Source organism: Halobacteriovorax sp. RT-2-3, from assembly GCF_047085075.1.
In the GTDB taxonomy this organism is placed as follows: Bacteria; Bdellovibrionota; Bacteriovoracia; order Bacteriovoracales; family Bacteriovoracaceae; genus Halobacteriovorax_A.
Window position 1 is genome coordinate 563074 of the sequence record NZ_JBKIYF010000003.1, and the last position, 24669, is coordinate 587742.

28 protein-coding genes and 5 tRNA genes are annotated in these 24669 nt (G+C 36.6%); 10 read left to right on the plus strand and 23 right to left on the minus strand.

Annotation, left to right across the window (positions count from 1 at the left end):
- Positions 1-29 precede the first annotated feature (29 nt).
- From rplA to ACMAYX_RS13250, 5 genes are all read right to left on the minus strand, one after another.
- Positions 30-737 (minus strand): 50S ribosomal protein L1, encoded by a 708-nt coding sequence (gene rplA / locus ACMAYX_RS13230; RefSeq protein ID WP_103219309.1) that lies wholly within the window; start codon positions 735-737, stop codon positions 30-32.
- 11 nt (positions 738-748) lie between these two features.
- The gene (gene rplK / locus ACMAYX_RS13235) at positions 749-1174 is read right to left on the minus strand and encodes a 50S ribosomal protein L11 (RefSeq protein WP_103219310.1); all 426 of its coding nucleotides are present in this window, start codon (positions 1172-1174) and stop codon (positions 749-751) included.
- A gap of 37 nt (positions 1175-1211) precedes the next feature.
- Positions 1212-1781 carry a transcription termination/antitermination protein NusG gene (gene nusG / locus ACMAYX_RS13240; protein WP_368667192.1) on the minus strand — a complete coding sequence of 190 codons (570 nt, stop codon included), beginning with the start codon at positions 1779-1781 and terminating at the stop codon, positions 1212-1214.
- Positions 1782-1858: 77 nt separating this feature from the next.
- Positions 1859-2245: a preprotein translocase subunit SecE gene (secE, locus tag ACMAYX_RS13245; RefSeq protein WP_103219312.1), complete on the minus strand. Its 387-nt coding sequence runs from the start codon at positions 2243-2245 to the stop codon at positions 1859-1861.
- Positions 2246-2374: 129 nt separating this feature from the next.
- Positions 2375-2450: transfer RNA gene (locus ACMAYX_RS13250), tRNA-Trp, on the minus strand.
- A 151-nt stretch (positions 2451-2601) separates the two neighbouring features.
- Here ACMAYX_RS13250 and ACMAYX_RS13255 point away from each other — a divergent pair.
- Complete coding sequence (locus ACMAYX_RS13255) at positions 2602-3132, plus strand: M35 family metallo-endopeptidase (protein WP_412472044.1); 531 nt, start codon at positions 2602-2604, stop codon at positions 3130-3132.
- A gap of 75 nt (positions 3133-3207) precedes the next feature.
- Here the strand turns inward: ACMAYX_RS13255 and tuf are convergent, their stop codons facing one another.
- The 8 genes from tuf to lpxC all read right to left on the minus strand — a co-directional run bounded on the left by tuf (position 3208) and on the right by lpxC (position 8667).
- Positions 3208-4398, minus strand: coding sequence for an elongation factor Tu (gene tuf / locus ACMAYX_RS13260; RefSeq protein ID WP_412477733.1), 1191 nt, complete (start codon positions 4396-4398; stop codon positions 3208-3210).
- Positions 4399-4643: 245 nt separating this feature from the next.
- Positions 4644-4718: transfer RNA gene (locus tag ACMAYX_RS13265), tRNA-Thr, on the minus strand.
- 80 nt (positions 4719-4798) lie between these two features.
- A tRNA-Gly gene (locus ACMAYX_RS13270) sits at positions 4799-4874 on the minus strand.
- A gap of 57 nt (positions 4875-4931) precedes the next feature.
- A tRNA-Tyr gene (locus ACMAYX_RS13275) sits at positions 4932-5017 on the minus strand.
- A gap of 18 nt (positions 5018-5035) precedes the next feature.
- Positions 5036-5112: transfer RNA gene (locus ACMAYX_RS13280), tRNA-Thr, on the minus strand.
- 64 nt (positions 5113-5176) lie between these two features.
- Entirely contained in the window at positions 5177-5938 is a 762-nt protein-coding gene (locus tag ACMAYX_RS13285; protein WP_392994142.1) for a TrmH family RNA methyltransferase, read from the minus strand.
- Positions 5938-7656, minus strand: coding sequence for a proline--tRNA ligase (locus tag ACMAYX_RS13290; RefSeq protein WP_412472045.1), 1719 nt, complete (start codon positions 7654-7656; stop codon positions 5938-5940). The genes ACMAYX_RS13285 and ACMAYX_RS13290 overlap by 1 nt, the downstream gene beginning before the upstream one ends.
- Positions 7657-7749: 93 nt before the next feature.
- On the minus strand, positions 7750-8667 hold the full coding sequence (gene lpxC, locus ACMAYX_RS13295; protein ID WP_103218704.1) for a UDP-3-O-acyl-N-acetylglucosamine deacetylase: 918 nt from the start codon (positions 8665-8667) through the stop codon (positions 7750-7752).
- Positions 8668-8892: 225 nt separating this feature from the next.
- On the opposite strand from lpxC, the gene ACMAYX_RS13300 reads away from it, so the two are divergent.
- Positions 8893-9315, plus strand: coding sequence for a hotdog fold thioesterase (locus ACMAYX_RS13300; protein ID WP_412472046.1), 423 nt, complete (start codon positions 8893-8895; stop codon positions 9313-9315).
- Between the two features lie 4 nt (positions 9316-9319).
- On the opposite strand, the gene ACMAYX_RS13305 is transcribed toward ACMAYX_RS13300, so the two are convergent.
- Genes ACMAYX_RS13305 through ACMAYX_RS13330 form a run of 6 tightly spaced genes read right to left on the minus strand, consistent with a single transcriptional unit; the run spans position 9320 to position 13681 of the window.
- The gene (locus ACMAYX_RS13305; RefSeq protein ID WP_412463476.1) at positions 9320-10543 is read right to left on the minus strand and encodes an amidohydrolase family protein; all 1224 of its coding nucleotides are present in this window, start codon (positions 10541-10543) and stop codon (positions 9320-9322) included.
- Entirely contained in the window at positions 10543-11292 is a 750-nt protein-coding gene (locus ACMAYX_RS13310; protein ID WP_412463477.1) for a hypothetical protein, read from the minus strand. Before ACMAYX_RS13310 ends, ACMAYX_RS13305 begins: the two co-directional genes overlap by 1 nt.
- Positions 11282-12274, minus strand: coding sequence for a Holliday junction branch migration DNA helicase RuvB (ruvB, locus tag ACMAYX_RS13315; protein ID WP_103218700.1), 993 nt, complete (start codon positions 12272-12274; stop codon positions 11282-11284). Before ruvB ends, ACMAYX_RS13310 begins: the two co-directional genes overlap by 11 nt.
- Positions 12275-12928 carry a Holliday junction branch migration protein RuvA gene (gene ruvA, locus ACMAYX_RS13320; protein WP_412472047.1) on the minus strand — a complete coding sequence of 218 codons (654 nt, stop codon included), beginning with the start codon at positions 12926-12928 and terminating at the stop codon, positions 12275-12277.
- A 5-nt stretch (positions 12929-12933) separates the two neighbouring features.
- Positions 12934-13479, minus strand: coding sequence for a crossover junction endodeoxyribonuclease RuvC (gene ruvC, locus ACMAYX_RS13325; protein ID WP_392994133.1), 546 nt, complete (start codon positions 13477-13479; stop codon positions 12934-12936).
- A gap of 28 nt (positions 13480-13507) precedes the next feature.
- On the minus strand, positions 13508-13681 hold the full coding sequence (locus tag ACMAYX_RS13330) for a hypothetical protein (RefSeq protein ID WP_021267658.1): 174 nt from the start codon (positions 13679-13681) through the stop codon (positions 13508-13510).
- A 63-nt stretch (positions 13682-13744) separates the two neighbouring features.
- Here ACMAYX_RS13330 and ACMAYX_RS13335 point away from each other — a divergent pair, with 63 nt between their 5' ends.
- From ACMAYX_RS13335 to ACMAYX_RS13350, 4 genes are all read left to right on the plus strand, one after another.
- Positions 13745-14608: a bifunctional 5,10-methylenetetrahydrofolate dehydrogenase/5,10-methenyltetrahydrofolate cyclohydrolase gene (locus tag ACMAYX_RS13335; RefSeq protein ID WP_412470989.1), complete on the plus strand. Its 864-nt coding sequence runs from the start codon at positions 13745-13747 to the stop codon at positions 14606-14608.
- A 16-nt stretch (positions 14609-14624) separates the two neighbouring features.
- Positions 14625-15695 carry a glycine cleavage system aminomethyltransferase GcvT gene (gcvT, locus tag ACMAYX_RS13340; protein ID WP_412472048.1) on the plus strand — a complete coding sequence of 357 codons (1071 nt, stop codon included), beginning with the start codon at positions 14625-14627 and terminating at the stop codon, positions 15693-15695.
- Positions 15695-16075: a glycine cleavage system protein GcvH gene (gcvH, locus tag ACMAYX_RS13345; RefSeq protein WP_103218695.1), complete on the plus strand. Its 381-nt coding sequence runs from the start codon at positions 15695-15697 to the stop codon at positions 16073-16075. The genes gcvT and gcvH overlap by 1 nt, the downstream gene beginning before the upstream one ends.
- Before the next feature lie 187 nt (positions 16076-16262).
- A complete protein-coding gene (locus ACMAYX_RS13350; RefSeq protein WP_021267699.1) occupies positions 16263-16556 on the plus strand; it encodes a hypothetical protein in 294 nt (97 codons plus the stop codon).
- A gap of 3 nt (positions 16557-16559) precedes the next feature.
- Here the strand turns inward: ACMAYX_RS13350 and ACMAYX_RS13355 are convergent, their stop codons facing one another.
- The 4 genes from ACMAYX_RS13355 to xseB all read right to left on the minus strand — a co-directional run bounded on the left by ACMAYX_RS13355 (position 16560) and on the right by xseB (position 21242).
- Positions 16560-17450 carry an energy transducer TonB gene (locus ACMAYX_RS13355; RefSeq protein ID WP_103218694.1) on the minus strand — a complete coding sequence of 297 codons (891 nt, stop codon included), beginning with the start codon at positions 17448-17450 and terminating at the stop codon, positions 16560-16562.
- Between the two features lie 72 nt (positions 17451-17522).
- Positions 17523-20264 carry a penicillin-binding protein 1A gene (locus ACMAYX_RS13360; protein WP_103218693.1) on the minus strand — a complete coding sequence of 914 codons (2742 nt, stop codon included), beginning with the start codon at positions 20262-20264 and terminating at the stop codon, positions 17523-17525.
- Positions 20261-21040, minus strand: coding sequence for a hypothetical protein (locus ACMAYX_RS13365; RefSeq protein ID WP_103218692.1), 780 nt, complete (start codon positions 21038-21040; stop codon positions 20261-20263). Before ACMAYX_RS13365 ends, ACMAYX_RS13360 begins: the two co-directional genes overlap by 4 nt.
- Complete coding sequence (xseB, locus tag ACMAYX_RS13370) at positions 21033-21242, minus strand: exodeoxyribonuclease VII small subunit (RefSeq protein ID WP_199177562.1); 210 nt, start codon at positions 21240-21242, stop codon at positions 21033-21035. Before xseB ends, ACMAYX_RS13365 begins: the two co-directional genes overlap by 8 nt.
- A 182-nt stretch (positions 21243-21424) precedes the next feature.
- On the opposite strand from xseB, the gene flgF reads away from it, so the two are divergent.
- Genes flgF through ACMAYX_RS13390 form a run of 4 tightly spaced genes read left to right on the plus strand, consistent with a single transcriptional unit; the run spans position 21425 to position 24668 of the window.
- A complete protein-coding gene (gene flgF / locus ACMAYX_RS13375; protein ID WP_103218691.1) occupies positions 21425-22210 on the plus strand; it encodes a flagellar basal-body rod protein FlgF in 786 nt (261 codons plus the stop codon).
- Positions 22211-22216: 6 nt separating this feature from the next.
- The gene (flgG, locus tag ACMAYX_RS13380) at positions 22217-23062 is read left to right on the plus strand and encodes a flagellar basal-body rod protein FlgG (RefSeq protein WP_233189729.1); all 846 of its coding nucleotides are present in this window, start codon (positions 22217-22219) and stop codon (positions 23060-23062) included.
- A 17-nt stretch (positions 23063-23079) separates the two neighbouring features.
- Positions 23080-23922 (plus strand): flagellar basal body P-ring formation chaperone FlgA, encoded by an 843-nt coding sequence (gene flgA, locus ACMAYX_RS13385; RefSeq protein WP_103218690.1) that lies wholly within the window; start codon positions 23080-23082, stop codon positions 23920-23922.
- Positions 23919-24668: a flagellar basal body L-ring protein FlgH gene (locus ACMAYX_RS13390; RefSeq protein WP_412470519.1), complete on the plus strand. Its 750-nt coding sequence runs from the start codon at positions 23919-23921 to the stop codon at positions 24666-24668. The genes flgA and ACMAYX_RS13390 overlap by 4 nt, the downstream gene beginning before the upstream one ends.
- The last annotated feature ends 1 nt before the right edge of the window (position 24669 follow it).

Here is a 24669-nt window from a genome sequence, read left to right on the forward strand (position 1 = left end):
CAGCTACACCGACAATCATCAACCCCTTATTATTTTGCTGCGATAGTTGCAGCTTCTAAAGTATCAATTTTAAGACCTGGCCCCATAGTCGTACTTAAAGTAAGTGACTTAAGGTAAGTACCTTTTGCAGAAACAGGCTTAGCTTTAATAATTGCTGTAATCATTGTGTCAATGTTCTTTCTTAAATCTTCATTTGTGAAAGATGACTTACCGATTGGAACGTGAATAATACCGTTCTTCTCAGTTCTATATTCAACCTTACCAGCTTTTTGCTCTTTAACTGCGTTTTCAACATTAGGAGTAACTGTTCCTAATTTTGGGTTAGGCATTAGACCTCTAGGTCCTAGGATTCTAGCAACACGTCCAAGTTTACCCATCATATCTGGAGATGCGATAACTCTATCAAAGTCAAGCCATCCACCTGCGATCTTAGCAACGATATCGTCACCACCAACGTAATCTGCACCAGCTGCTTCAGCTTTAGCTACGTTGTCACCAGATGTAATAACACAAATCTTTACTGTTTTACCTGTACCAGCTGGAAGTGCTAGTGCACCTCTGATCATTTGGTCTGCGTGTCTTGGGTCAACACCAAGTCTGAACGCTAGATCTACAGTTTCATCAAAGTTTGCGAACTTAACTTCTTTAGCAAGGTTAATTGCTTCATCGATAGTGTAAGTCTTAGTTGTATCTACTTTTGCAAGTGCTTCTGTATATTTTTTCGATTTCTTAGCCATTGTAACACCTCTTAGTAATCTAGTTTGATACCAGCTGAACGACATGAACCTTCGATGATTCTTTCCGCTGCTTCCTGAGTAGCTGCTGTTAAGTCTGGTCTTTTCGCTTCAACAATTTCTTCAATAATTTTCTTAGATACTGTTGTTACAACTTCTGTTCCTGGCTTCTGTGCCCCTCTCTTAAGCTTTAGCTTATCTTTAAGAAGGTATGAAGCTGGAGGTGTCTTAGTAATGAAAGAAAAAGAACGATCTGAGTATACTGTAATGATTGTTGGAAGCATTACACCTGCATCTTTCTGAGTCTTTGCATTGAAAGCCTTACAAAATTCCATAATGTTTACACCTTTTTGACCTAGTGCCGGTCCAACTGGTGGTGATGGGTTTGCTTTCCCACCTGGAATTTGTAGCTTAATGAAACCTGTGATTTTCTTAGCCATAAATTTCTCCTGCGAACTTTTGTTCTACCAACTATTATTAATTTTTTTCAACCTGAGAAGCATCTAATTCTACCGGTGTTGGTCGACCAAAGATAGAAACGTTTACTTTCAGTTTTCCATTTTCATTTACAGATTCAATCGTACCGATGAATGAAGCGAAAGGTCCTTCAATAACCTTAACTTCTTCTCCTTCTGAGAAGTCCACAGTAGTACGTGACTTTTTGAAGCCACCAGTAGATTTACCTGTCATATATGCAGCCTCTTCATCTGATAAAGGCGCTGGTTTGTCAACAGTACCGCCAACAAAACCTGTAATTTTATCTGTATCTTTTACTAGGTGCCAAGTGTTCTCATTCATAAGCATTTGAATTAAGACGTAACCTGGGAAAAGCTTCTTTGTGATAGTTCTTTTTCTTCCACCCGCATGAGAAGTAACTTTTTCTTCAGGAACTACAATTTCACCAAATGAATCAGTTAGCTTATAGTTAACAATTCTTTCACGAAGAGTTTTTTGAACTTTGTTTTCTTGACCAGTAAGAGTCTTTGCAATGTACCAACGAAAATTAGGATTAACTGTAGCTTCACCTTCAGACGATTCTACGGCCATTTCTTCGTTAGTTAGTTCTTTTTCTGTTTCGTTGTTATCAACCATTTCTATCTCACTTAATCAATTAAAGGTATAAATTAAAGAATAATGTCTAGTAGCTGTCTAAATGTATAGTCTACTAATACAAAAATTCCACTTACAATGCTTAGTGCGATTACTAAACCAATTGTTGTCTTTAAAACGTCATCTTTGTTAGGCCAAACAACTTTTACAAGTTCAGCATAAACATCCTCAAGCATAGTAGAAGCATTCTTGTTTTTAGCAATTACTAGGAAGACAATCAGACCTACAACAATTCCTGCAACTTGTACCGTAATAGGAAAGTTTGGAACCTTTGCTTCAAGATCGAACCACTCACTTAATTGTTCGAGGAATCTAATAGTAATAAAACCACAAATCGCACTTACGGCAGCAACAAATGCATTAATCCATTTTTTGCTGTCTTCACTCTTAATGAGGGACATCTCAAATCCTTTTTTACCTAAATTAAACGTATAAGTACCAGATTATATCCCTTAATTAACATGGTTTGGCAAGAGCTAACGCAAAAATAGGATAAATTTGCAGTCAAAATAAATAATATTTGGAAAAAGTGGCGGGCGCATGAGGACTCGAACCTCAAACCTACTGATTTGGAATCAGCCGCTCTACCATTGGAGCTATACACCCGTTTGACTTGGAAACATAAATTACCGAAAAAGGCCTACCTCGTCAATCTCTTATTACTATAAATATTTCCATAATCTTGAATACGGTTCAATCTGAGGGTAGTGTAGCGAATCGCCAACGCGACATTTATTTATTTTGGAGAGAAAACAACATGAAGTATTTAGTACTATTAATGCTTACACTAAACATCAATGCGGCCATCTTTGTATCAGATTCATGTTCTGATGATCAGAGAGACATGCTTATCAAAGATACTCAGAAATCTCGTGCAGACATGAAAAGCATCATTAAGGATCTTAGAGAGTACAAAAAACAGAACCCGTACATGAGCAAGAATGTTGAAAAGAAAATCAACAAGGCCATCGTAGTAATGAAATGTTCACTGGCAAGAACTTACTGGACTAAACATAAATGTGTTGAGCCATATGGTGGCGCAATCGCTTATACATATGCTGTTATCGGTAAAACTGTATATATCACACCAAGCTACTGGGAATATGATATTGAAGGCCGTCAAGGGATTGTACTTCACGAACTAACTCACAAGTGTGGAACTGGAGATGCTGATTACTTTTGGACACGTAAACCAAAAGATACTAATGGTACACCTTGGTCTGATATTGCTGATACATATAGATATTGGCAACAAAATGGAACTTGTATTCCAGAGATCGATTGTTAAAAAGATAAATTAAAATTTAGGCATAAAAAAAGGGGAGCATAGCTCCCCTTCCTTATATCTTGAATATATCAAATATTAGTCAAGAATTTCAGATACTGTACCAGCACCGATTGTTCTACCACCCTCACGGATTGCGAACTTAAGACCTTTTTCCATCGCGATTGGAGTAATTAGCTCTACTGCGAAAGAAGTGTTGTCACCTGGCATAACCATTTCAACACCGTCTGCAAGTGTAATATCACCTGTTACGTCTGTTGTTCTGAAGTAGAACTGTGGTCTATAACCTTTGAAGATTGGAGTGTGACGTCCACCTTCATCTTTTGAAAGGATATATACTTCACAGTTAAATTTCGCGTGTGGCTTTACTGAACCTGGCTTGATTAGACACTGACCACGCTCTACTTCTTCACGCTTAACACCACGTAGAAGAAGACCAACGTTATCACCTGCTCTACCTTCGTCAAGAAGCTTTCTGAACATCTCAACACCAGTTACAGTTGTTTTAGTTGTTTCTTTAATACCAACGATTTCGATTTCTTCGTTAACTTTGATAATCCCTCTTTCAACACGTCCTGTACAAACTGTACCACGTCCTGAAATTGAGAATACGTCTTCTACTGGCATTAGGAAGTCAAGGTCTGTTGCTCTAGCTGGAGTTGGGATGTACTCATCAACTCGTGCCATAAGCTCTAGAACTTTATCTTTACCAATTGCATCGTCTCTCATTTCAAGAGCTGCAAGTGCAGAACCAGCTACGATAGGAATATCGTCACCTGGGAAGTCGTATGAAGATAAAAGTTCTCTTACTTCCATCTCTACTAGCTCAAGTAGTTCTTCGTCGTCTACTTGGTCTACTTTATTTAAGAATACTACGATCGCTGGTACACCTACCTGACGTGCAAGAAGGATGTGCTCTCTAGTTTGTGGCATTGGCCCATCAGCCGCTGAACATACTAGGATCGCTCCGTCCATTTGTGCTGCACCTGTAATCATGTTCTTTACATAGTCAGCGTGACCTGGACAGTCTACGTGTGCGTAGTGTCTGTTAGCTGTTTCGTATTCAATGTGTGAAGTATTGATTGTAATACCTCTAGCTTTTTCTTCTGGTGCTGAATCGATTTCGTCGAATTTTCTTACGGCACCACCAAGTGCGTTAGCTAATGTGATTGAAATTGCCGCTGTAAGAGTTGTCTTACCGTGGTCAACGTGCCCGATCGTACCAATGTTTACGTGGGGCTTACTTCTGTCAAAAGATTCTTTTGCCATGACTTAAGTCTCCTTAAAAAAGTTAAACAAAACATTATGTTTGTCTTAATAACTATATACCTAAAAGCTAATTTGAGTTGTAAGTATCGACTATATTCATCTTAGATTCAACATAAAAAAAATGCCATCCAAGCTAAAATCTAACCCACAAATTACATAATGCCATTTTGATAACATAAAAAACTTGAATTGCCAGTAAAATCTATACTTAAGGGCACAAAAAAGTTTATTAATAGAAAACAAAATGGAGCTCACGACGGGATTTGAACCCGTGACCTCTTCCTTACCAAGGAAGTACTCTACCCCTGAGCCACGCGAGCAAAAAAATAAGATTAGTGTATTTTAATAATGAGTTTGGATTTTTGGCAAAAAAAAAGATCCTCTAGGAGGATCTTTTTAATGGAGCGGGCGACAAGGTTCGAACTTGCGACATTCAGCTTGGAAGGCTGACACTCTACCAACTGAGTTACGCCCGCATAAGATTTAATTTTTATAACCTTTCAAAAACAATCTGTAAAGATTTATTTTTAAAATGGTGGCGAGAGATGGATTCGAACCATCGAAGGGATACCCCGACAGATTTACAGTCTGTTGCCTTTGGCCACTCGGCAACCTCGCCACAACCGCTGTAAAAAAATGGAGCTGGCAATAGGACTCGAACCTACGACCTGCGGTTTACAAAACCGCTGCTCTAGCCAACTGAGCTATGCCAGCAAACATTCTTGCGATGGAAATAAGTTATAAAGTAGAATTAAAAACCTGGCAAGCTTTTTTTAACTTATTTTTTAGAAAAAACTTTTTCCATTGCAATTGCCGCAGCAACCGATACATTCAGAGACTCAATTTTGCCCATTGGCTCTAAACGGATTTTCTTTTCCAGTAGACGAACTGTTGCATGTGACAGTCCTCTATCTTCTGCCCCAAGTACAAGGCACTTAATTCCATTAATTTCACCAAGCTCATTATCATCAGTATGCTCTGTAAGCCCTATAGGAGTTACATTACGCTTAATTAGTGCAGATAAAAACTTAGGTAAAGAATTGCATTTAACGATGTCAATATACTCAAGAGCACCAGAAGCAATACGGGCCATCGAAGGTCCAATATTGAAATTATTTTTTACTGCAAAAACAATATGAGTAACATTGTAAAACGCTGCTGTACGCATGATTGCACCAGCGTTGTGGACATCTGTTACTCCATCTAGACATAAGATTTTAACTTCTTCACCATTATCAATTGAATCAAATAATGGCTTTGTTTCTAAAATTTCTTTTTGACTTGTTAACAAGAAAACACCTGACGGAACTCTTGAGTATTGAAATTCCTGTTCAGTATAAAGTTCCTTAGCAAGCTCTTGAACTTTGTGAGAAGAAACTAATTTAACTTTGATTCCATCAAGTTCTTGTTTCTTAATCCCACCCATTTTGTATAGCTTATCAATTCCCTCTTCACAGGCAACAAGCTCAATTGTTTTACGTTTAGGATTACGAATTGCATGTACAATCGAATGTACTCCTACAATGATATCTTGTTCCATTACAGGTCCTTTAAAAGCTCATTAACTTTCGAAATAAGTTGGTCTTGAGCTACTTTTATTTTTTCACCAGTACGTCTAACTCTGATTTCTAGAAGGCCATCTTCTTTGTGATCTCTTTCTCCAAGTACAACTTGAAGAGGTAACCCTAGAAGATCTGCATCCTTAAACTTGAATCCAGGTCCAGCCTTTCTATCATCATAAATAACTTCTAACCCTGCTGATACAAGCTCTTTATGAAGTTCATCAGCTTTGGCTTTGTATTCATCAGACTTAGTAATTGCAACGAAAGATAAATTATAAGGAGCAATTGCTGCTGGCCAAATGATTCCATTTTCATCATGGTTTTGCTCAATCGCTGCTGCAACTAAACGAGTTACACCAATACCGTAACAACCCATTAAAGGTGTCGCAGCTTTTCCATTTTGATCGAGAATAGTTACCCCCATTCCCTTCGTATACTTGTCACCAAGTTGGAAAATGTGCCCTACTTCAATTCCTCTTTTAAGCTCAACTTGGTGTTTTCCATCAAGAGTATAATCACCAGAACAGGCAAGTCTAAGATCAGCAATCTTAATATCTTTAAGCTGCTCATTTGCGACAAAATTCTCTAAGTGCATATCAACTTTATTTGCACCTACGATGTAAGCCGCGTCTAAATCGATCTGTGCATCAAATACAATTTCTAAGTTATCGATCCCAACTGGACCAATGAAACCTTTCTCAAGACCTAATGTCTTTAGTTCATTATCAGTAGCAGCGATTAAGTCACGACCTGGATAAACTTTTTCTAGTTTTAGTTCGTTTAACTCATCATCACCTAATAGAAGTGCTAGTACAAAAATTTCATCTTCTTCATTCTTTGCTTTATAAACTAGAGACTTAATTGAATAAAATTCTTTCTTTCCTAAGAAATCACAAACGTCTTTTATCGTTGCTTTACCAGGTGTTGCAACTTCGGCCATATCACCTGTTCTAGCTGCACTTTCGACTTTTCTTAAAGTTTTTGCCGTTTCAATATTTGCTGCATATCCTGCTTCATTTGAATAAATAATTGCATCTTCACCTGCATCTGCGATCACTTGAAACTCGTGTGTTTTCGCTTCACCATCGGCCATGGCCCCACCATCTGCAACAACAGCGGAGAATTCAAGACCTAAACGATTGAAGACATTTTCGTATGCTCGATAAAGGTTGTCATAGACTTCATCAAGACACTCTTTTGTCGCATGAAATGAATATGCATCCTTCATGATAAATTCGCGTCCACGCATCAGTCCAAAGCGAGGTCTTATCTCATCACGAAATTTTGTATTTATCTGATATACCGTTAAAGGTAGATCTTTGTATGATTTGATTGTTTTTCTAAAAACATCAGTGATGGCCTCTTCATTTGTCGGCGAAATACAAAGATCACGATCTGCCTTATCCTTAAACTTAAGCATCTCGCCACCCATCTTGTCCCAGCGCCCAGTTTCTTGCCAAAGCTCTCCTGGAGTTACAACAGACATTAGCATTTCATAACATCCGGCCTTATCCATTTCTTCGCGAACAATTTGTTCTACTTTGCGAATTGAACGATAACCCATTGGTAGATAATTATATAGTCCAGCTGCTGACTTATGAATTAAACCTGCTCTCATCATTAGCTGGTGTGATGCAATTGTTGCATCCGCTGGCACTTCTTTATAAGTTTGCCAAAATCCCTTTGATAGAATCATAGTATTCTCTCTCTTTTATAACGCGTGAAAATCCATACCATTGTACACGCTGTAATTCACACAATAAATGTTAAATATTTTTATATCGACTGATTAAAATGACGGCGCAAGGGCCATGGGCAGATCAAAAGCTTGAACTGCTTCTTTCTCAAGTGATGTTGCCGATACAATTTCATATGCATCAGGTGTCTCAAGAAGCTTGCGGCAAAGAACATTGTGAACGTGGTGTCCAGACATGTAAGTTGTGATTTTTCCAGCAATTTCATAACCTAGAAGGCTGATATCACCTACAGTATCAAGAATCTTATGTCTTACGAATTCATCATCAAAACGTAATCCATCTGGATTCATAACTTTAAAATCATCTAGAACAATTGCATTATCAAGAGATCCACCCTTAATTAGGCCTTTTCTCTTTAACATATCAACATCTCTTAATAGACCAAACGTACGCGCTCGACCAATTTCAGCGATGTAATTCTCGCAAGTAAATTCAAATACTTTACGTTGAGTTTTAATAATAGGGTGCTTAAAAACGATAGTAGAATCGATCACTAGTTTTTCACAAGGTTCAATTCTCGCCCATTTTTCGCCAACTTTTACTTCTACTGCTTTAGTAACTACTAGAAATTTCTTAGTTTTATGAAGTTGTTGGATTCCGGTCTCTTTAATAACATAAAGAAATGAAGCGCCTGAACCGTCCATAATTGGAACCTCTGGCCCATCAATTTCAATATAACAATTATTAATTCCGAAACCATAAAGAACAGATAGAAGGTGTTCAACAGTATGAACTGCACCTGGACCTGAGCCAATTGCTGTATTGTTCTCAGTAGCTCCTACAGTATCTGCAGTAGCCTTTAGCACTTGTGAATCTTTAATGTCAGTTCTCTTAAACTGGATACCAGAATCTGCTTCTGAAGGATGTAGAGTCATTGTCACCTTCTTTCCAGAATGGATCCCAATTCCTGTAATCATCACTTTTTTCGCTATAGTTCTTTGGTTTAACATTAAAAATCACCTAATTTTAAGTACTTTCTGTAATTTTAAACTGAGCAGCAATATATAGCAAGTATCGTCATACATGAGCAAAATATTACTGAATTTCCTGTCCTAGAGGCTTTTGTAACAAAATTTAACCAACCCTTCCACTCTTTTAATAATAACCGTAAAATAAATGCAGATGTTAAAACAACGTTAATTTAAATTCATGAATACGTTAAAGAAGGTTTATTGATGGAAAATTTATTTAATAATCTCGATCTAAATGAGGTGAATAAGTTCAATGCTGGCTGCTGTGTTGAGCACCTTGATATAAAAATTACTGAAGCAGGAAACGACTACTTAGTTGCGACGATGCCTGTAGATGAAAGAACAAGACAGCCATACGGCGTTCTTCATGGAGGAGCAAGTTGTGTCCTTGCGGAATCAGTTGGATCAATCGCTTCAAATATTATTTTAGATTCTTCAAAATTCTATGCTGCTGGTTTGGAGATAAATGCAAATCATGTGCGTCCAGTTCAATCAGGAATTGTTACTGCAAAAGCAACGTCCATCCATCTTGGAAAATCGACACACATCTGGGATATCCGCATCACAGACGAGAAAGACAAATTAGTTTGTATCTCTCGCCTGACGATGGCAGTTATTAAGAAATAAATTTTTATTTTTTAAGAAGTCGAGCTGGCATCTCAAAGGCTTCGTTAGTGAGTTTCTCACCAGTCTTTGGGTGCCTAACAGTTCTCAGTGCTACGAAGTGAAAAAGAAGTGGATTGATTGAGTAGATCTCATTTAAGATCTCTCTTTCTTCCTCTGTAATAAATCCTTTCTCTACAAGATCAGTCGTACGGTAAATCCAGTTAATTGCAGGAAGAGGATAATCTGATCCATACATTACACGTGAGTGAAATTGTTTATTTTCAATCATTTCAATTAGAGGCTCACTAAGTCTTTCATAAATGATAAGTGCCGATAGGTCTGTGAAGAGGTTTTTCTCATATTTCTTTTCTTTGAAAAGTCTCCAAAATAAATCAGAACACTCTGCTTGTACTCCACCATTATCTAGATCCTCACATTTTCCACGTGAAGCGGCGTGAGAGATAATTACATCAACACCAAGATCAAGTGCATGACGTAGGCGAAGTGGATTTCCTAACTCTTGAAACTTATCACCCTCTACAGCTTTCTCTTCACCGGCATGTGTAATAAGAGTCATATTATATTTCTTAAGCGCTTTATAAAATGGAATAACTTTTTTATTTGCAGGATCGATACCCATTGCATTTGGTAGCCATTTTACAAACTTCACACCTCGAGCGGCCCATTTTTCTAACTCTTGAATTGCATCTTTACGGTAAGGATGTACTGAAGCAACCATTTTAAAATTCACAGGATGTTCTTGTGATAACTTCCAAATATATTCATTAGGCACATGAAATTCTGAATGCGTAAGATCTTTTGTACCATCTAACTTATAATGATAATCAAAAGCAAGTGCATAGGCTGGAATAAAGTGTGGCTGGTAAGTCATCAGTTCAACGAGACGGGCCACATATTGCTCATCTGCTTGCGACTTATCATCAACTCCAGAAGCGGAAATATAAACATTAAAACGATTGTATTTTGATAAGTGATTATACCAATCTTGCATATCTGGGTTTACCCAAATACCACTTCCACTATTCCCAAGACCCACGATATGTAAGTGAGTATCTCTTAATTTCTTTAGATCAATTCCATCGTAAGACTTTTCAACAAAGTCTTTTACATGTTTAGGAAGTTTTTCATATTCATTTGGTTTGTAATCAAAATCGCCACCAAGTTTCCCATAGAGGAGAGAACACGATGACAATAGCATTGCGAGAGTAATAAATAATAAATTTTTCATTAAAATAACCTTAGACCTTTTTTATAGTCGTATTTAACTTGTAGAAGCACACTGAAGTGATCATGATCATCACGGTCGTGATTTACCCCTAAGATAGTATCGTAAGTCCACTTATCTTTTTTAAACTGATTTAACATTCCAACATAAGCAGTATCTTGCTTACTTTTTTCTGACCAAGAACGAAAGTGAAGAACTCCAAATGTATATGTATCGCTATACTGGTAAGCGATGATATTTCTCATAACATTCACAATATCATTCGTATCTATTTCCATTGAATGAAGAGCATTTACAACAAGTCCTGAGTAGCCGCTGTACTTAAAAAATTCTCTCTGATAATCGTTTATTGTGACAAACTTTTTATAAGCTAGAACATTTTCTATTCTTAAATACGAACGTGTACCGTCTGCATCACATATCTGTGTTTCACAATCAAAAGTTGAAAGCTCCTTCGATGAACGCCAAACTTGTTCAGTTCCGGCAGTGAATCCTAAAATTGAAACTGGAAAAAAATCGATACGGCCACCAACGGAATTGATCGAACCACTTGTATTGAAATAAGCAGACTCACGAATGAAGCCATAAATTTGTTCGTTATATCGCCACATCTCCTGACTGACTCCAGCATCAACTCTTGCCGCTGCTCCTAGGATATAAGAACGATACCCAGCTGATGCGGATAAATCATATGTTGCTTGAATGTTAAACGTAATAAGACATAAACACAGAAATAAAAACTTATTCTTCATTAATCAACTCTTTTGCAATTTGTGAGATCTCACGACCTCTTGGCGTACGTATTAAAAAACCTTCTTTTAAAAGAAAGGGTTCATAAACATCTTCAATCGTAGAGCGGTCTTCAGCAAGAGTTGCACAAAGTGCTTCTATACCTACAGGACCTCCCCCATAATACTGTTGAATAACAGAAAGGATGCGTCTATCCATACGATCCAACCCGTGTTCATCAATTTCCATCATTTCTAGAGATTTTTTCACATCATTAATATTAACGTGAGAAGAATCACGAACAATAGCGAAGTCACGCACGCGACGAAGAACACGATTAGCGATTCTTGGAGTACCTCGAGCACATCTTGCCATTAAGTGCTCTGCATCTTCGTCTATTTGAATTCCGATTTTCTTAGCGTTATTAGAAATAATTTTTGCTAGTTCATCAGCTTTATAAAAATCAAAATGAAAATGTGCCATAAAACGATCACGAAGAGGATTTGACAATAACCCTGATCTTGTCGTGGCCCCAATTAATGTAAATGGAGCAATTTCAATTTGCATAGTTCTTGCAGCGGCACCATCACCAATAACAATATCGAGGCGATAATCTTCCATTGCTGAATAAAGAATTTCTTCAACAGAAATATGCATGCGATGAATTTCATCGATAAAAAGAACATCACGAGGCTCTAAATTTGTAAGAATCGCCGCAAGATCACCCTTCTTCTCAATGGCCGGTCCCGATATAACATGAAGCTGGCTTCCGAGCGCATTAGCAATAATCATGGCAAGAGATGTCTTTCCTAGTCCAGGAGGACCTGAAAGTAGTGCATGGTCCATAGACTGTTTTCTTTTAACAGCGGAAGTAACCATCACATCAATATTTTGTACGATTTTTTTCTGACCTATATATTCAGAAAAATCTTTCGGCCTTAAAACAATTTCTTTTCTTGTTTCTTCTTCATCAAGTGTTGGATCAAAAAAACGTCCTTCAGACATTTACACCTCTTTTAAAACAAGGTGAACTAATTGTTCGGCCCTTGTAATTTGGTTTTCATCTAAAATTCTTTTTGCAAGTGGCATCACCTTATCTTCAGTAAAACCAAGCTCCTTACATGCCATGATCGCATCATTCATTAAAGCCGAATCATGAGTAACAACTTCGGCGACACTTTCTTCAAATAATTCAAGATTAAGTGGAGCTTGTGAAGTCGATTGTGTTGACTGAGTGGCAGAAGCTGATGCCTTAGAATACATTTTTATTTTTTGTGCTTTTCCACTTAGATCAAGAATAATTTGTGAAGCCGCTTTTGCACCTACACCAGGAGCCTTCTGTAGTGTCTTCTTATTATCAAAAGTAATAGCATCAATGATGTTATCCACACCAATACTTGTCACAAGAGCAAATGCCCCTTTAGGACCAACGCCCTTTACACTTAGAAGTAATTCAAATGTTTTCTTCTCTCTTAAAGATCGAAAACCAAAGAGTTCCTCACTTGCCTCTTTCACAATATGTGAAATGAAGATTGCAGCAACAGAGCCCTCTGGAAGGACATGTTGAAAATAAATTTGGTGACCTACTCCGGAAGGAGTAAAAAGAATTAATTCGTTTCCATCACTGAAAACAACTTCGCCTTGTAATAGACCAATCATATAACCTACTTAGAAAATACTTCTTTTAATGTACGTGCTTTTGTACGAGTATGAGACGATTTTCCCTTTATTTTTGCCCTTTGTCCACGATTCAACGCGTGACAAAGCGCTATAGCAAGGGCATCCGACTCATCATGGGATTTGAAATCTAACTTACCAAAAATCATATTTAGTGATCGATCAACACTTTCTTTTGAAGCAAGACCATGTCCTGTAACACTAGATTTTATTAAGTTTGGTGAATACTCTGTGATCTTACCTTGGTACTTATCAGACAAACCTGCAATTAGCGCACCTCTTGCCTGAGCAAGCTTTGATAATGCGGGAATACTTTTTACATAAATTAGGGCCTCTACTGAAATTTCATCTGGCTTATACATAGAGACAATATCTTTAATAGAAGAAGAAATCGTTGCTAAACGATCAAGAAACTCCGGTATCTTATCAAATTTTAAAACACCCGAATCGACATATTTAAATTTTCGACCTTCAACTTCGATAACCGCCCATCCAGTGGTACGAGATCCCGGGTCAATTCCTAGAATATACATAGATTTAGTATAAACGAAAAATTCGAATTTACGAGCGATCTACGCCTTTTATCATGTGGCCAATATAAAAAACTGCAGATCCACCAATAAATTGATAGAGCTCAAGCATTTCATAGTCACCTTTTTGTAAACCTACAAAAAGACAAAGCCCAACTGACGCGAAACCGATTAATTGTAATGCAAGTCCTAACCAAAAAAACATATCAATTGAATACGACTTAATTCTGAAATTGCCAATACCAAGCTATAAAGATAATATGTGATAATGCAAAATGAGACAAAATTACTATATGCGCAACCCGTCATAGAAAGGCAGGTTGAACTTCTTAAAGAAGAGTGTGGCTCCCTAAAAAGTTTGGGTACGACACCTTGTTTAAAAGTAATTCTTGTAGGTAATAATCCAGCAAGCGTTATTTATACAAATAGTAAGAAGAAGTTTGCAGAAAAAATTGGTGCAAGTTGCGAAATCGTTAATCTAGAAGATTCGATTAGTGAGGAAGAATTCCTCAAAATCGTAAACCAATTTAATAAAGATCCATCAGTTCACGGGATCCTTATACAACTTCCACTACCAAAATCGCTCTCTCAAGTAGATACAACAGACCTTGTTGTTCCTCATAAAGATGTTGATGGTTTTCACTACGAAAATGTTGCTAAGCTTTACCGTGGGCAACTTGGTGAAACATCAATGATTCCTTGTACGCCAAAAGGTATTGTTACAATGGCCAAGTACTACGGAATTGATTTTACAGGAAAGAATGTTGTCATCGTTGGAAGAAGTCTTATCGTTGGGAAACCACTTTCACTTCTCCTAACAAATTTAAATGCAACTGTTACACTTGCACACTCTAAAACTCAAAACTTAAAAGAGCTAACTCAATCAGCCGATATTATTGTGACAGCAATTGGTTCACCAAAGCTCTTTACTAAAGAATATTTCAGAAATGATCAGACACAAGTTGTCTTCGATGTCGGTATTAATCGAAGTATTGATGGCAAACTTTGCGGTGACTGCGACTTCGACAATATAAAAGATCAACTTGCGGCAATTACTCCAGTTCCAAAAGGAATTGGCCCAATGACAATCTTCAGTGTCTCTCAAAATTTAATTAGCGCAGCTAAAAAATAAAAACCTAAGGAAATTTATGAAACAAACATCACTTACACAGGCGCATCGCGACCTTAAGGCAAAAATGGCAGACTTTGCAGGTTATGAAATGCCTATTCAGTACGCTGGAGTAAAAGCAGAAGTTGAAGCGGTAAGAAGCAACATCGGTGTTTTCGATGTTTCACATATGGGTGAATTCTTTGTAACTGGTCCAGATGCTGTAGCCTTCGTTGACTATGTTATCACTAACGATTTTACTAATGCGGAAACAGGAAAAGCTGTTTACTCGCCACTATGCCGTGAGAATGGAACAGTAATTGATGACCTTATTGCATATAAACTTGAAGAACAAAAAGTTTTAATTTGTGTAAATGCGGCCAATATTGAAAAAGATTGGAATTGGATATCTTCGAAAACAGAAGGTTTTGATATTGAACTAACGAATCAGTCTGATGACTATTCTCTTCTTGCGATTCAAGGTCCTAAAACTGAAGAAGTACTTTCTAAACTAGGTTTTGACTCAGTAACAAGCGCTGCTTATTACTCAGCATACGAAAGTGCTTGGAATGATGCTCCGGTTATCATGGCAAGAACTGGCTATACAGGTGAAGATGGATTTGAAGTTTTTGGTTCACATGAAACAATACAGAAACTATGGTCGGATCTTTTAAGTGCACAAGTTACACCTTGTGGCCTAGCATCACGTGATGTTCTTAGACTTGAAGTTTGTTATCCACTATATGGCCATGAGCTCAATGACGAATTAACTCCACTCGATGCTGCTCTAAAGTGGACTGTTAAACTAAATAAAGAAAAATTTATTGGAAAAGAAGCACTGTTAGAAGCCGCTGCAAACTATAGACTAGTTAAACTTTCTATTGATAAAGGTATTCCAAGAGAAGGTTACGAGATTCTAAATGACCAAGATCAAGTTATCGGTAAAGTAACAAGTGGTACGATGTCAGTAACTAACTCTCAAGGGATTTGCCTAGGGCTAGTTAAGCGTGATTTATTTCCTGAAAATAAGAAATTTAGAATACAAATTCGAAAGAATGTAATAGATTCAAACTATCATACAAAACCATTTGTTACCGGAGGGCACAAATAATGACTAATATTCCAACTGATCTTAAATATACAAAAGAGCACGAATGGGCAAAGATTGAAGGTGATATCGTAACTGTAGGTATTACAGATTTCGCTCAAAACTCTTTAGGTGATATTGTTTTTGTTGAGCTACCAGAAGTAGGTCAAGAGTTCTCAAAAGACGACACTTTTGGTGTTGTTGAATCAATTAAATCGGCAAGTGATCTTTATATTCCGGTTTCAGGTGTTATCACTGAAATCAATGAAGAACTACCAGATTCACCAGATAATTTAAACTCTGAACCATATGAATCTTGGATGATAAAAGTTAAAATTACAGATCAAGAAGAGCTTTCTGAGTTACTTTCTAACGAAGAATACGAAAGCCTTTGTCAAGAATAAACAAAATAAAATCTATTTCAAATTCTTACATATGCCCTCGAAATGAGGGCATTTTTTTATTTCAGTAACTTACAAATTTATATCTTAAAAATATTTTCAATTGACCAACTTTTTCCTTTACGAAGTCCTACGAAGGCTTCATACTCGCAATCTCCAATGTTCATCATTAAATAGAGACAGGTATTAAATGCATAATCAAGAATCTATTCAGCTAATCAATACTGCAATCATCAAGGGTAAAGAGAAAAAGATCGATACTACTTATGAGGATAGATTAAACCAAGCTTGTAATTCGTCTGCTATTGCTGCAATCTCAAATGCCATTCAACAACTAGCAGAGACAGATCGTATCTCATACGATCAAGCCGCTATTAAAATCGTTGAAACGATAAAAGAATTAGATCAGGTTTGGACTGACTACGTTCTCATGGAAGGTATTAACAACATTAAGAAGATGCTTAAAGGAAATACAAAGCACTAAGACTTAGTTCTTTGTAACTGCAAAACCCCAATCAATATTTGCGTGACCATTTTTAACTAAACCAGATGGTGGGTTAGGAAATGGCCCGGCTTTATTGAAAGCTTCTACAGCGGCGTCATCTAATTCTTTAACTCCAGAAGTACCATTTACAATAACGTTAATAATCTTACCGTCATTATCTAAAACAACACGTACATTTGTGAGAAATTTTTCACCAGCTGGTCCACGACGATTTTGACGATATAAGGACTCCATCTTTTCTCGCAGAGTAGCGCCCCAATGTTGCTCTAACTGTTGCTTAATTCTGAAGTAGAAACCGTAGTATTTATATTCAACTGTATTTAGTTTAGTAAAATCACCTAATTTAACATCTTCAAGGTGATCATTTGAACTAGCAATACCTCTGTGGTTCTTGCTACCTGTCTTAGTACCTTTAACTAGGTTTTGATCCTTTTGGAGGGGAGAATTTTGTGCGACTGCAAAGTCTTCAAAACTGATTCGACCAGATTTTGACTTTGTCATTTTACGTTGCTCTTTCTTCTTTGTCTTTGAACCCTGTTTCTTTTGATCAATTTTTGAGTTACCGACACCACCGATGTTAAATGCAGCAACTTCCTTCGCCTTCGTTTCACGATCGACTTTATTATTTGTTTCACTCAAGTATTTTGCATCATCTGCGAGTTCTTGATTTGTCTTGGCCGCTGTCACGATCTGACGAGGCTTATCTCTATTAAGTCTTAGACGGATTCGCTCAGGTTCTTTTTCTTCTTGTGGTTTAGTTAATGACAAAGAAATTGAAGTTAGCTTTGAAGGCATCAAAGAGATATGTACAACTAGCGATAGAGCTATTGCTAGATATATATATGTCTTGTGATTTTTATGAACTAATTCCAAAGTGTCTCCGAGAAACTAAGTATTCTTTAGCCTTCTCGGAGAAAATATCGAAAAATTTACTACATATTTTGATTAATTGTTAAAGAAGTCGTCATCTTCAAGAATTGCACCTGTTTCTTGACTATTTTCCTCTTTTTTAAAGAAGTTATTCTTAGAATTAGAGCCAGGTTCAGTTCCTTCAACAAAACTTTCCAAAAACTTTGATCCAGAGCCATTTGCTAACTCACCTGTCTTCTTATCGATCGAAACATTCACAATTCCTGGAGGCATTTGGAAGTCTCTTTCACCGTAGATCTGAATAGAACGTTGCATATATGATTTCCAAATTGGCATCGAAGCTCTTGTTCCTGTTTCCGGCCATCCCATAGTTTGGTTATCATCCATCCCCGTCCAAACACCTGTTACGATATTTTGAGAAAATCCTAAGAACCAAGCGTCCACATAACTACTTGTTGTACCTGTTTTACCACCTAAGAATTGACTTACACTTAGAGCGCCTCGTCCTGTACCATTATGAACAACACCCTTTAAAAGGTTAGTCATAATAAATGCTAATCTTGGATCGTATACCTGTTCTTCATCTAAATTTAATAAATACGGATTGACTGCTTCTTTTTCAAACTCATTATGAGAATCACCTTCTTTCTCACGTACATTTTCAGTTTGATTTAGATTCTTTGACTCTTTAGCTAATTTTTCTAGCTCAAGTTTTGACTGAGTCGCAAAGTCATCTTGGAAGTAATACTCTTTTCCATTTCTATCTGTAATTGAAATAATTGATTTCGGCAGAACCTTCTTTCCTCCATTAGGGAAGATAGAGTATGCACGAATCATTTCTAGTAACGTTACACCAAAAGAACCAAGAGAAATCGACATATCATTTGGCATATCTGCATGAAAATTGATTCGATCTAGATAGTTAAAAATCTTATCCATTCCAAGATCAAGAGCAATCTTAATTGTTGGAATATTTCGACTGTATTCAAGTGATTCTCTAAAAGTCATTGGACCTTTAAATTTACCATCATAATTTCTTGGTTTCCAATTAAGGGCCTGATTAGCTCCTCCAAGTGCTTCTGGAGTATCAAGAATGATTGTATTGGGTTGATAACCATTTTCTAAAGCAGCGGCAAACAGAAGCGGTTTAAAGGCAGAACCAGGTTGACGCTTAGATTGTAGTGCACGGTTAAATTCACTTTTATCGAAATCAACACCACCAACCATTGAAATCACTTCACCAGTAAATGGGTTCAAACTCATTAAAGCTGCTTGAACTTTAGGTTCTTGCTCAAGCGTACACTCTAAATACATTTGCTCTTCTAATGTTTTGTAATCTTTTAGCTTTTTATAAGTATTGGCATATTGTGAATAGACATGTTCTGAAAACTTCGTGCTGAAATCTTTAATCTTTACATGAATAATATCCCCTTTCTTTAAAATATCATTAGGGTTCTTTATATATGGGAAATACTTACGTGCATCCGTATATTTTCTTTCGTGTGCCCAACGAAATGATTCATAAGGGATTACTCCAGTAATACCACCTACAGAAATAATAATATTTCTCATACGGCCATCAAGACGAAGCACTACTGCTTTATACAACTTATCCTTTTCAAGTTGACCTAATAACTGATCATCAGCATTATAACCAGGATAGAATCTCGAAGAGTAGAGCTTTGACATATGCTCTTGTGTGAACTCCTTAAGTACTGCGAGTTCATCTTCTTTTAATTGCAGTTCATATTCCCTTTCATTATTTTCAGAAAGTGTAAAATAATTAGACTTATCTTTGTAAAGCTCAACTCGAAACTCTTCAATATACTTATCAAGTTCTTCTAGTTCGATATGACCGATTGGTCCTTGGAAACCTTGGCGTTTATCAATTTCTTCTGCACCGATCTTGATATTTTCTTCAGCAGTCTTTTGAAGGTCGTAATTAAGAGTTGTCTGAACAGTGAAGCCTTCAGTTAAAAACTTCTCTTCTCCAACAATATCAATTGCCTGTCTACGTACCCAGTCAGTGAAATATCCCGCAAGGAATGGACTATTCTTTCTAAGCTGATACTTGATTTTTTCTTTTAGGGCAGCTTGATATTCTTCTTTAGTAATTTTCTTATTCGCAAACATACGGCCAAGAACATATGCCTGTCTCGTTTTTGCATGTTGTGGATTACGATAAGGAGAATACTTACCAGGAGCAACAAGTAGTCCTGCAATTAGTGCTGACTCAGCAACGGTTGCTTCATTTAATTCCTTATTAAAGTAGCCACGAAATGCAGACTTTACACCATAGTATCCACCACCAAGATAAACTTGGTTTAGATAAAGAAATAAAATCTCTTCCTTATTAAATCTCTTTTCAATTTTTTGAGCTAAAAGAAAGTCTTTAATCTTTCTTGTAATTGATCTTTCTGATGAAAGTAAAAGTGACTTAGCTACCTGTTGCGTAATTGTTGAACCACCCTGAACAACACGCCCCGCTTTCAAGTTAGCGACTAGAGCCCTTAGTACTCCAAAGTAATCAACACCATCATGATTGTAGAAATTTGAATCTTCCGCAGATAAGAAGGAATCAACAATTCGTGGAGGTATCTCATTAAACTCAACGACTTCTCTATTCTCTTTTCCAATGTCATATAAAACAACACCATCTTTTGAAAGAATTTTCGATTTGATTGGTGGATTATAATCTGCAAGACTACTAATTTTTGGTAACGTAAAAGAAAAGTATACTAGTATTGAAAAAACAAATAATCCTCCAAATAAAACCAAGAAGGACATTAATACTAATAATCTTTTTAAATGTTTCATAAATTCTCTTTTATAATTTCACACTTCTTCATTAAGCTAAAATTTTGCTTAGGCATATTGATTTGAATCATTTTACCATTTATCTGATTTTTCGAAACCGATAAGTTTTTCTCATATGAAAACACGAACACTCTCTGGGCAATTAAACGAGCGATATCTTCATTTGTTATTTCAATTTGAGCGGCCAGTATTTTCTTATTATTTTCAATATTATTTTTTAAGCCTTCGACAATATTACCCTTCGTCATAAAAGTGATATTACCGTTCACTCCTACTGTTGTTAAGTAGTAGGCGATACTAGACTTCTTTATTGTCCTAGCATCTAGCTCTAAATTTTCTACAATTTCTTGTGCATTCGTACGTTCTTTCAATCTAAAGAACTTCCACTTAACAAGTTCAGGCTTCTTTGTTTGAGCTAACATTGCTGCTATTGCCGAAGAACTACCAATACCAGCAACAAAATTAATTTTCACATCATTTTTAAGCAGGCATGAAACATAGTCCATAACATCAGTATCAAAATCTGAACTTGCACCAATAATGATTCCTACTGTATTGATTTTTTCAGAAGTTTGTAACGCTTGTGTATTTGGATTGACCTGACCAGGCCCATACTCAGTATAAGATGACTGCTCATCGACAGAAGGAATTATATTTGTTTCCTCTGCATCGACTGAGATTGTGACCACTCTTTGTTCTTCTTCAGGTTGTTTTTGGCAAGTATTACTTAAGAAGACAAAAACAAAAAATATAAGAATGAAATTTAGCTTATTCAATTTCTTTTTCTTCTAACTTATCTGTTAATTCTAGAACTTTCTTTTCAACTTTTTCTAAGTAGCCCTTACTATCAGTATATAGCTTAACCCCTTCTTCAAAGTTTTTTAAACTATCGTCTAGAGTAAGTTCTCCCGACTCAAGTCCGTGAACTAGTTCTTCTAATCTCTTTAAATTTTGTTCAATATCAATTTTCTTGGCCATATCTCACCGTGTCATAAATTCAACATTAATAATTCCAATGTGAACTAATATTCCCATACTTTGCATATTCTTTAAATAAAAAGGTGTGATAATCACTACTTACATCATGGGTCATTTTTACCTATGTAGGTAATTTGGCACCCCGATTGGTATAGTTAAAGAAGAATTTGCCAGGAGGGCAGATGAAAGAATTATGGGTACCGCTATCCGGTGCAATCGCACAACAACAGAAAGTTGATACAATTGCCAATAATGTTGCAAACGCAAACACGCCTGGATTTAAAAAAGATCAACTCGCTTTCAAAGAATACTTAACAGCACTAGATAAAGGTGTTGAAGATATTGATTTACCTAATAAGGAATGGGCCCCTGAAGACTTCTATCGAAGCTATGGAGCAGAGCATGCCATGGTTAAGGTAGATGGATCATTCACAAATTTTACGCAAGGTACATTATCTCCTACTAGCAATCCGTTAGATATTGGACTTCGTGGAAATGGATTTCTCGCCATTGAAACACCTAAAGGTGTGCGCTACACAAGGCGCGGAACTCTTTCTCTACGTCAAGATGGTGTTATCACAACACAGCAAGGCTATCCTGTTTTAAACAGAGAAGATAACCAACCAATATCAGTTCCACCTGGAACGAGAAATATTACATTTGCTCTAGATGGTGCAGTCTACGCTAATAACAATCAAGTTGGTTCACTAAATATTGCTGAATTCAATGATATGCATGCACTAAGAAAAGAAGGCAATTCACTTTATATCAATAATAATGAAGGTAATCTGAAAGAACAGATTAATACATCAGTCCACCAAGGCTTTATTGAACAATCAAATGTAAATGCCGTGTCTGAGATGTCTGAGCTAATTAAAGCTCACCGTCATTTTGAATCAATACAAAAAGCAATTAAAACTTATGATCAAATTAGCTCTAAGTCAGTTAATGAAATGATCAAATTTTGAGGTAGTATGAAAAATATTGTTCTTTTTATTACATTCTTACTCATGGCCCGTTATTCATTTGGAATGATGAAGGCCCTTAATATTGCAGCAACAGGGATGGCCACTCAGGAGATGCACGTTAATACAATCTCTAACAACGTCGCTAACTTAAATACAATTGGGTACAAGAAGCAAAGAGCTGAATCTGAAGATCTTATGTATGAAACAATTACAGAAGCTGGATCACGTTCGGATGCAAACTCAAATTACACAGTAGGTGTACAAGTAGGTTCAGGATCAAAAATTAGTGGTGTCCGAAAAGTATTTTCGGCCGGTGCACCAAAAATCACAAACAACCCATTTGATCTAATGATCAATGGTGATGGTTTCTTTGGAATCATTAAACCAAATGGACAAATTGTTTATACAAGAGATGGTGCATTCAATGTAAATGCACAAGGACAACTTGTTTCTAAACAGGGTTACCAAGTATTTCCAGGAATTACATTTCCACCAGGTGTAGCATCTGTGAGTATCGGAAACGATGGAAACGTTGAAGCATACTTCAATGGTCAAGTTGAACCACAAGTTGTTGGTCAAATTCCAGTATTCACATTTGTAAATAACCCAGGCCTACACAATGATGGTGGGAACTTCTATCGTCAAACAACAGCAAGTGGACAACCAATTCAAGGAATTGCAGGAACAAATAATGCAGGTTCAATGCAACAAGGTGCACTTGAAATGGCAAATGTTAGTCTTATGAATGAAATGACAGATCTTATCAAGGCCCAAAGGGCATATGAAATGAACTCAAAAGTAATGGGAGTAGCAGACCAAATGCTACAAACAGTAAACAATATTACAAGATAATAGGAAGTTGAGAGAGAGTGTTTAAACTAATTCTTCTAACATTTATAACAAGCTTTTCTTATGCGAACTCTTGCGAGATTTCTCTGGCACAAAAGAATTATCGTGTCGAAAACTCTGAGATCCCATATGAATCACAAAATTGTAACCGTTCTCAACTAGAGATCTTAAACGAAATGCTTATCTCTGCACGTGGAAACTTCTATTTGAATCACAGCAGAGACCTAAAGCAGAATGACATAAATCTACTGACAAAAGATTCCGTCATTATCGATTTGGAAGATATTGTAAAAACTCAGTTTACAATTCAAGACGATTGGAAAGTTAATTTCAAATCACGATCTCCTATTAAAACGCTTCAAACAGATAACCTTACAACAATTGAGCTCATGTGCAATGAGTGTAACAAACTTGGTCATAATAAACTTAAAGTATCTGTTGATGGCGTAGCTAAGTGGTTTGAAATAATTGTTCAAAAGCCTATTAAAGCTATTGTTGCAAAAAATGAAATTGGTCTTAACTTTAAATCAATCAACACAAATAATGTTGAAGAGAAGACTATTTATACAACTGATGAAAAAGCTGTATTCAAAAACTTAGAAGAGATAGCATTTTATAAATCTAATAAAATTATCTCTCCGGGTGAAACAATTAATAAGAGAGACTTATCCCCTATTAACCTAGTCTCTTTTGGCGTTCCAGTGAAAGTCATACTTAACACCAATGGTATCAAACTGACAGGACAAGCTCTTCCAATGTCAACAGGCAAGCTACAAGATTTTATCAAAGTGAAAAACATAAAAACAAATAAAGTATTCACAGCGAAAGTAATTGGACTCAATGAAGTGAAGGTAGATTTATGAGAAAAATTTTATTTTTAACATTAGCACTATTAACAACATCTTGTGCTAACTACATTAACAAAATGTACAACGAGCTTGACGGGGTTAACCAAAGAGAGCTTGAACAAAAAAGAGCAAATGTTGATAATACATTTGACCAATATCGAAACTCTTACCCTGACAGAAGAAAGACTTCTTCAAATACGCCAAATATGACACCTCAGGTACAAAGAAAGTACAGCAACAATCAAATAGCAGCACAACCAAAAAGAGTAACCGCTAATAGCTTCCATGATCAAGGAAACACCGGTAGCCTTTGGGCCGGAAACGGAAATGAGAACTATCTATTTACTAAAAACAAGTGGAAGAGAAATGGTGATATTATTTTAGTAAATGTGCAAACTCGTCTTAAAAATGACATCACGATGGAACTTAAAAGAGCTTTCCCTCCAGTACCTTCTCTTGGTGGACAAACTCCAGAAAGTACAACACAGGCTACAACACCAGGTCAGGCCCAAGCTAACACAACTGCTGAAGAGGGCGAAGACATGAGTGCATCTAACAAAGTTCACGACAAAATCTCAGGAGTAATTGTCGAAGAGATTAGCCGTGACCACTTACTTGTTCGCGGTCAAAAAAATGTTTTATTTAAAAATCGTAAACACCTTGTTGAGTTACAAGCATTAATATCGCGTAAAGATATTAATGAAGACGACACAATTGATTCAACAAAATTCTTAGAAAGCTCTGTAACGGTATTGAGGTAAT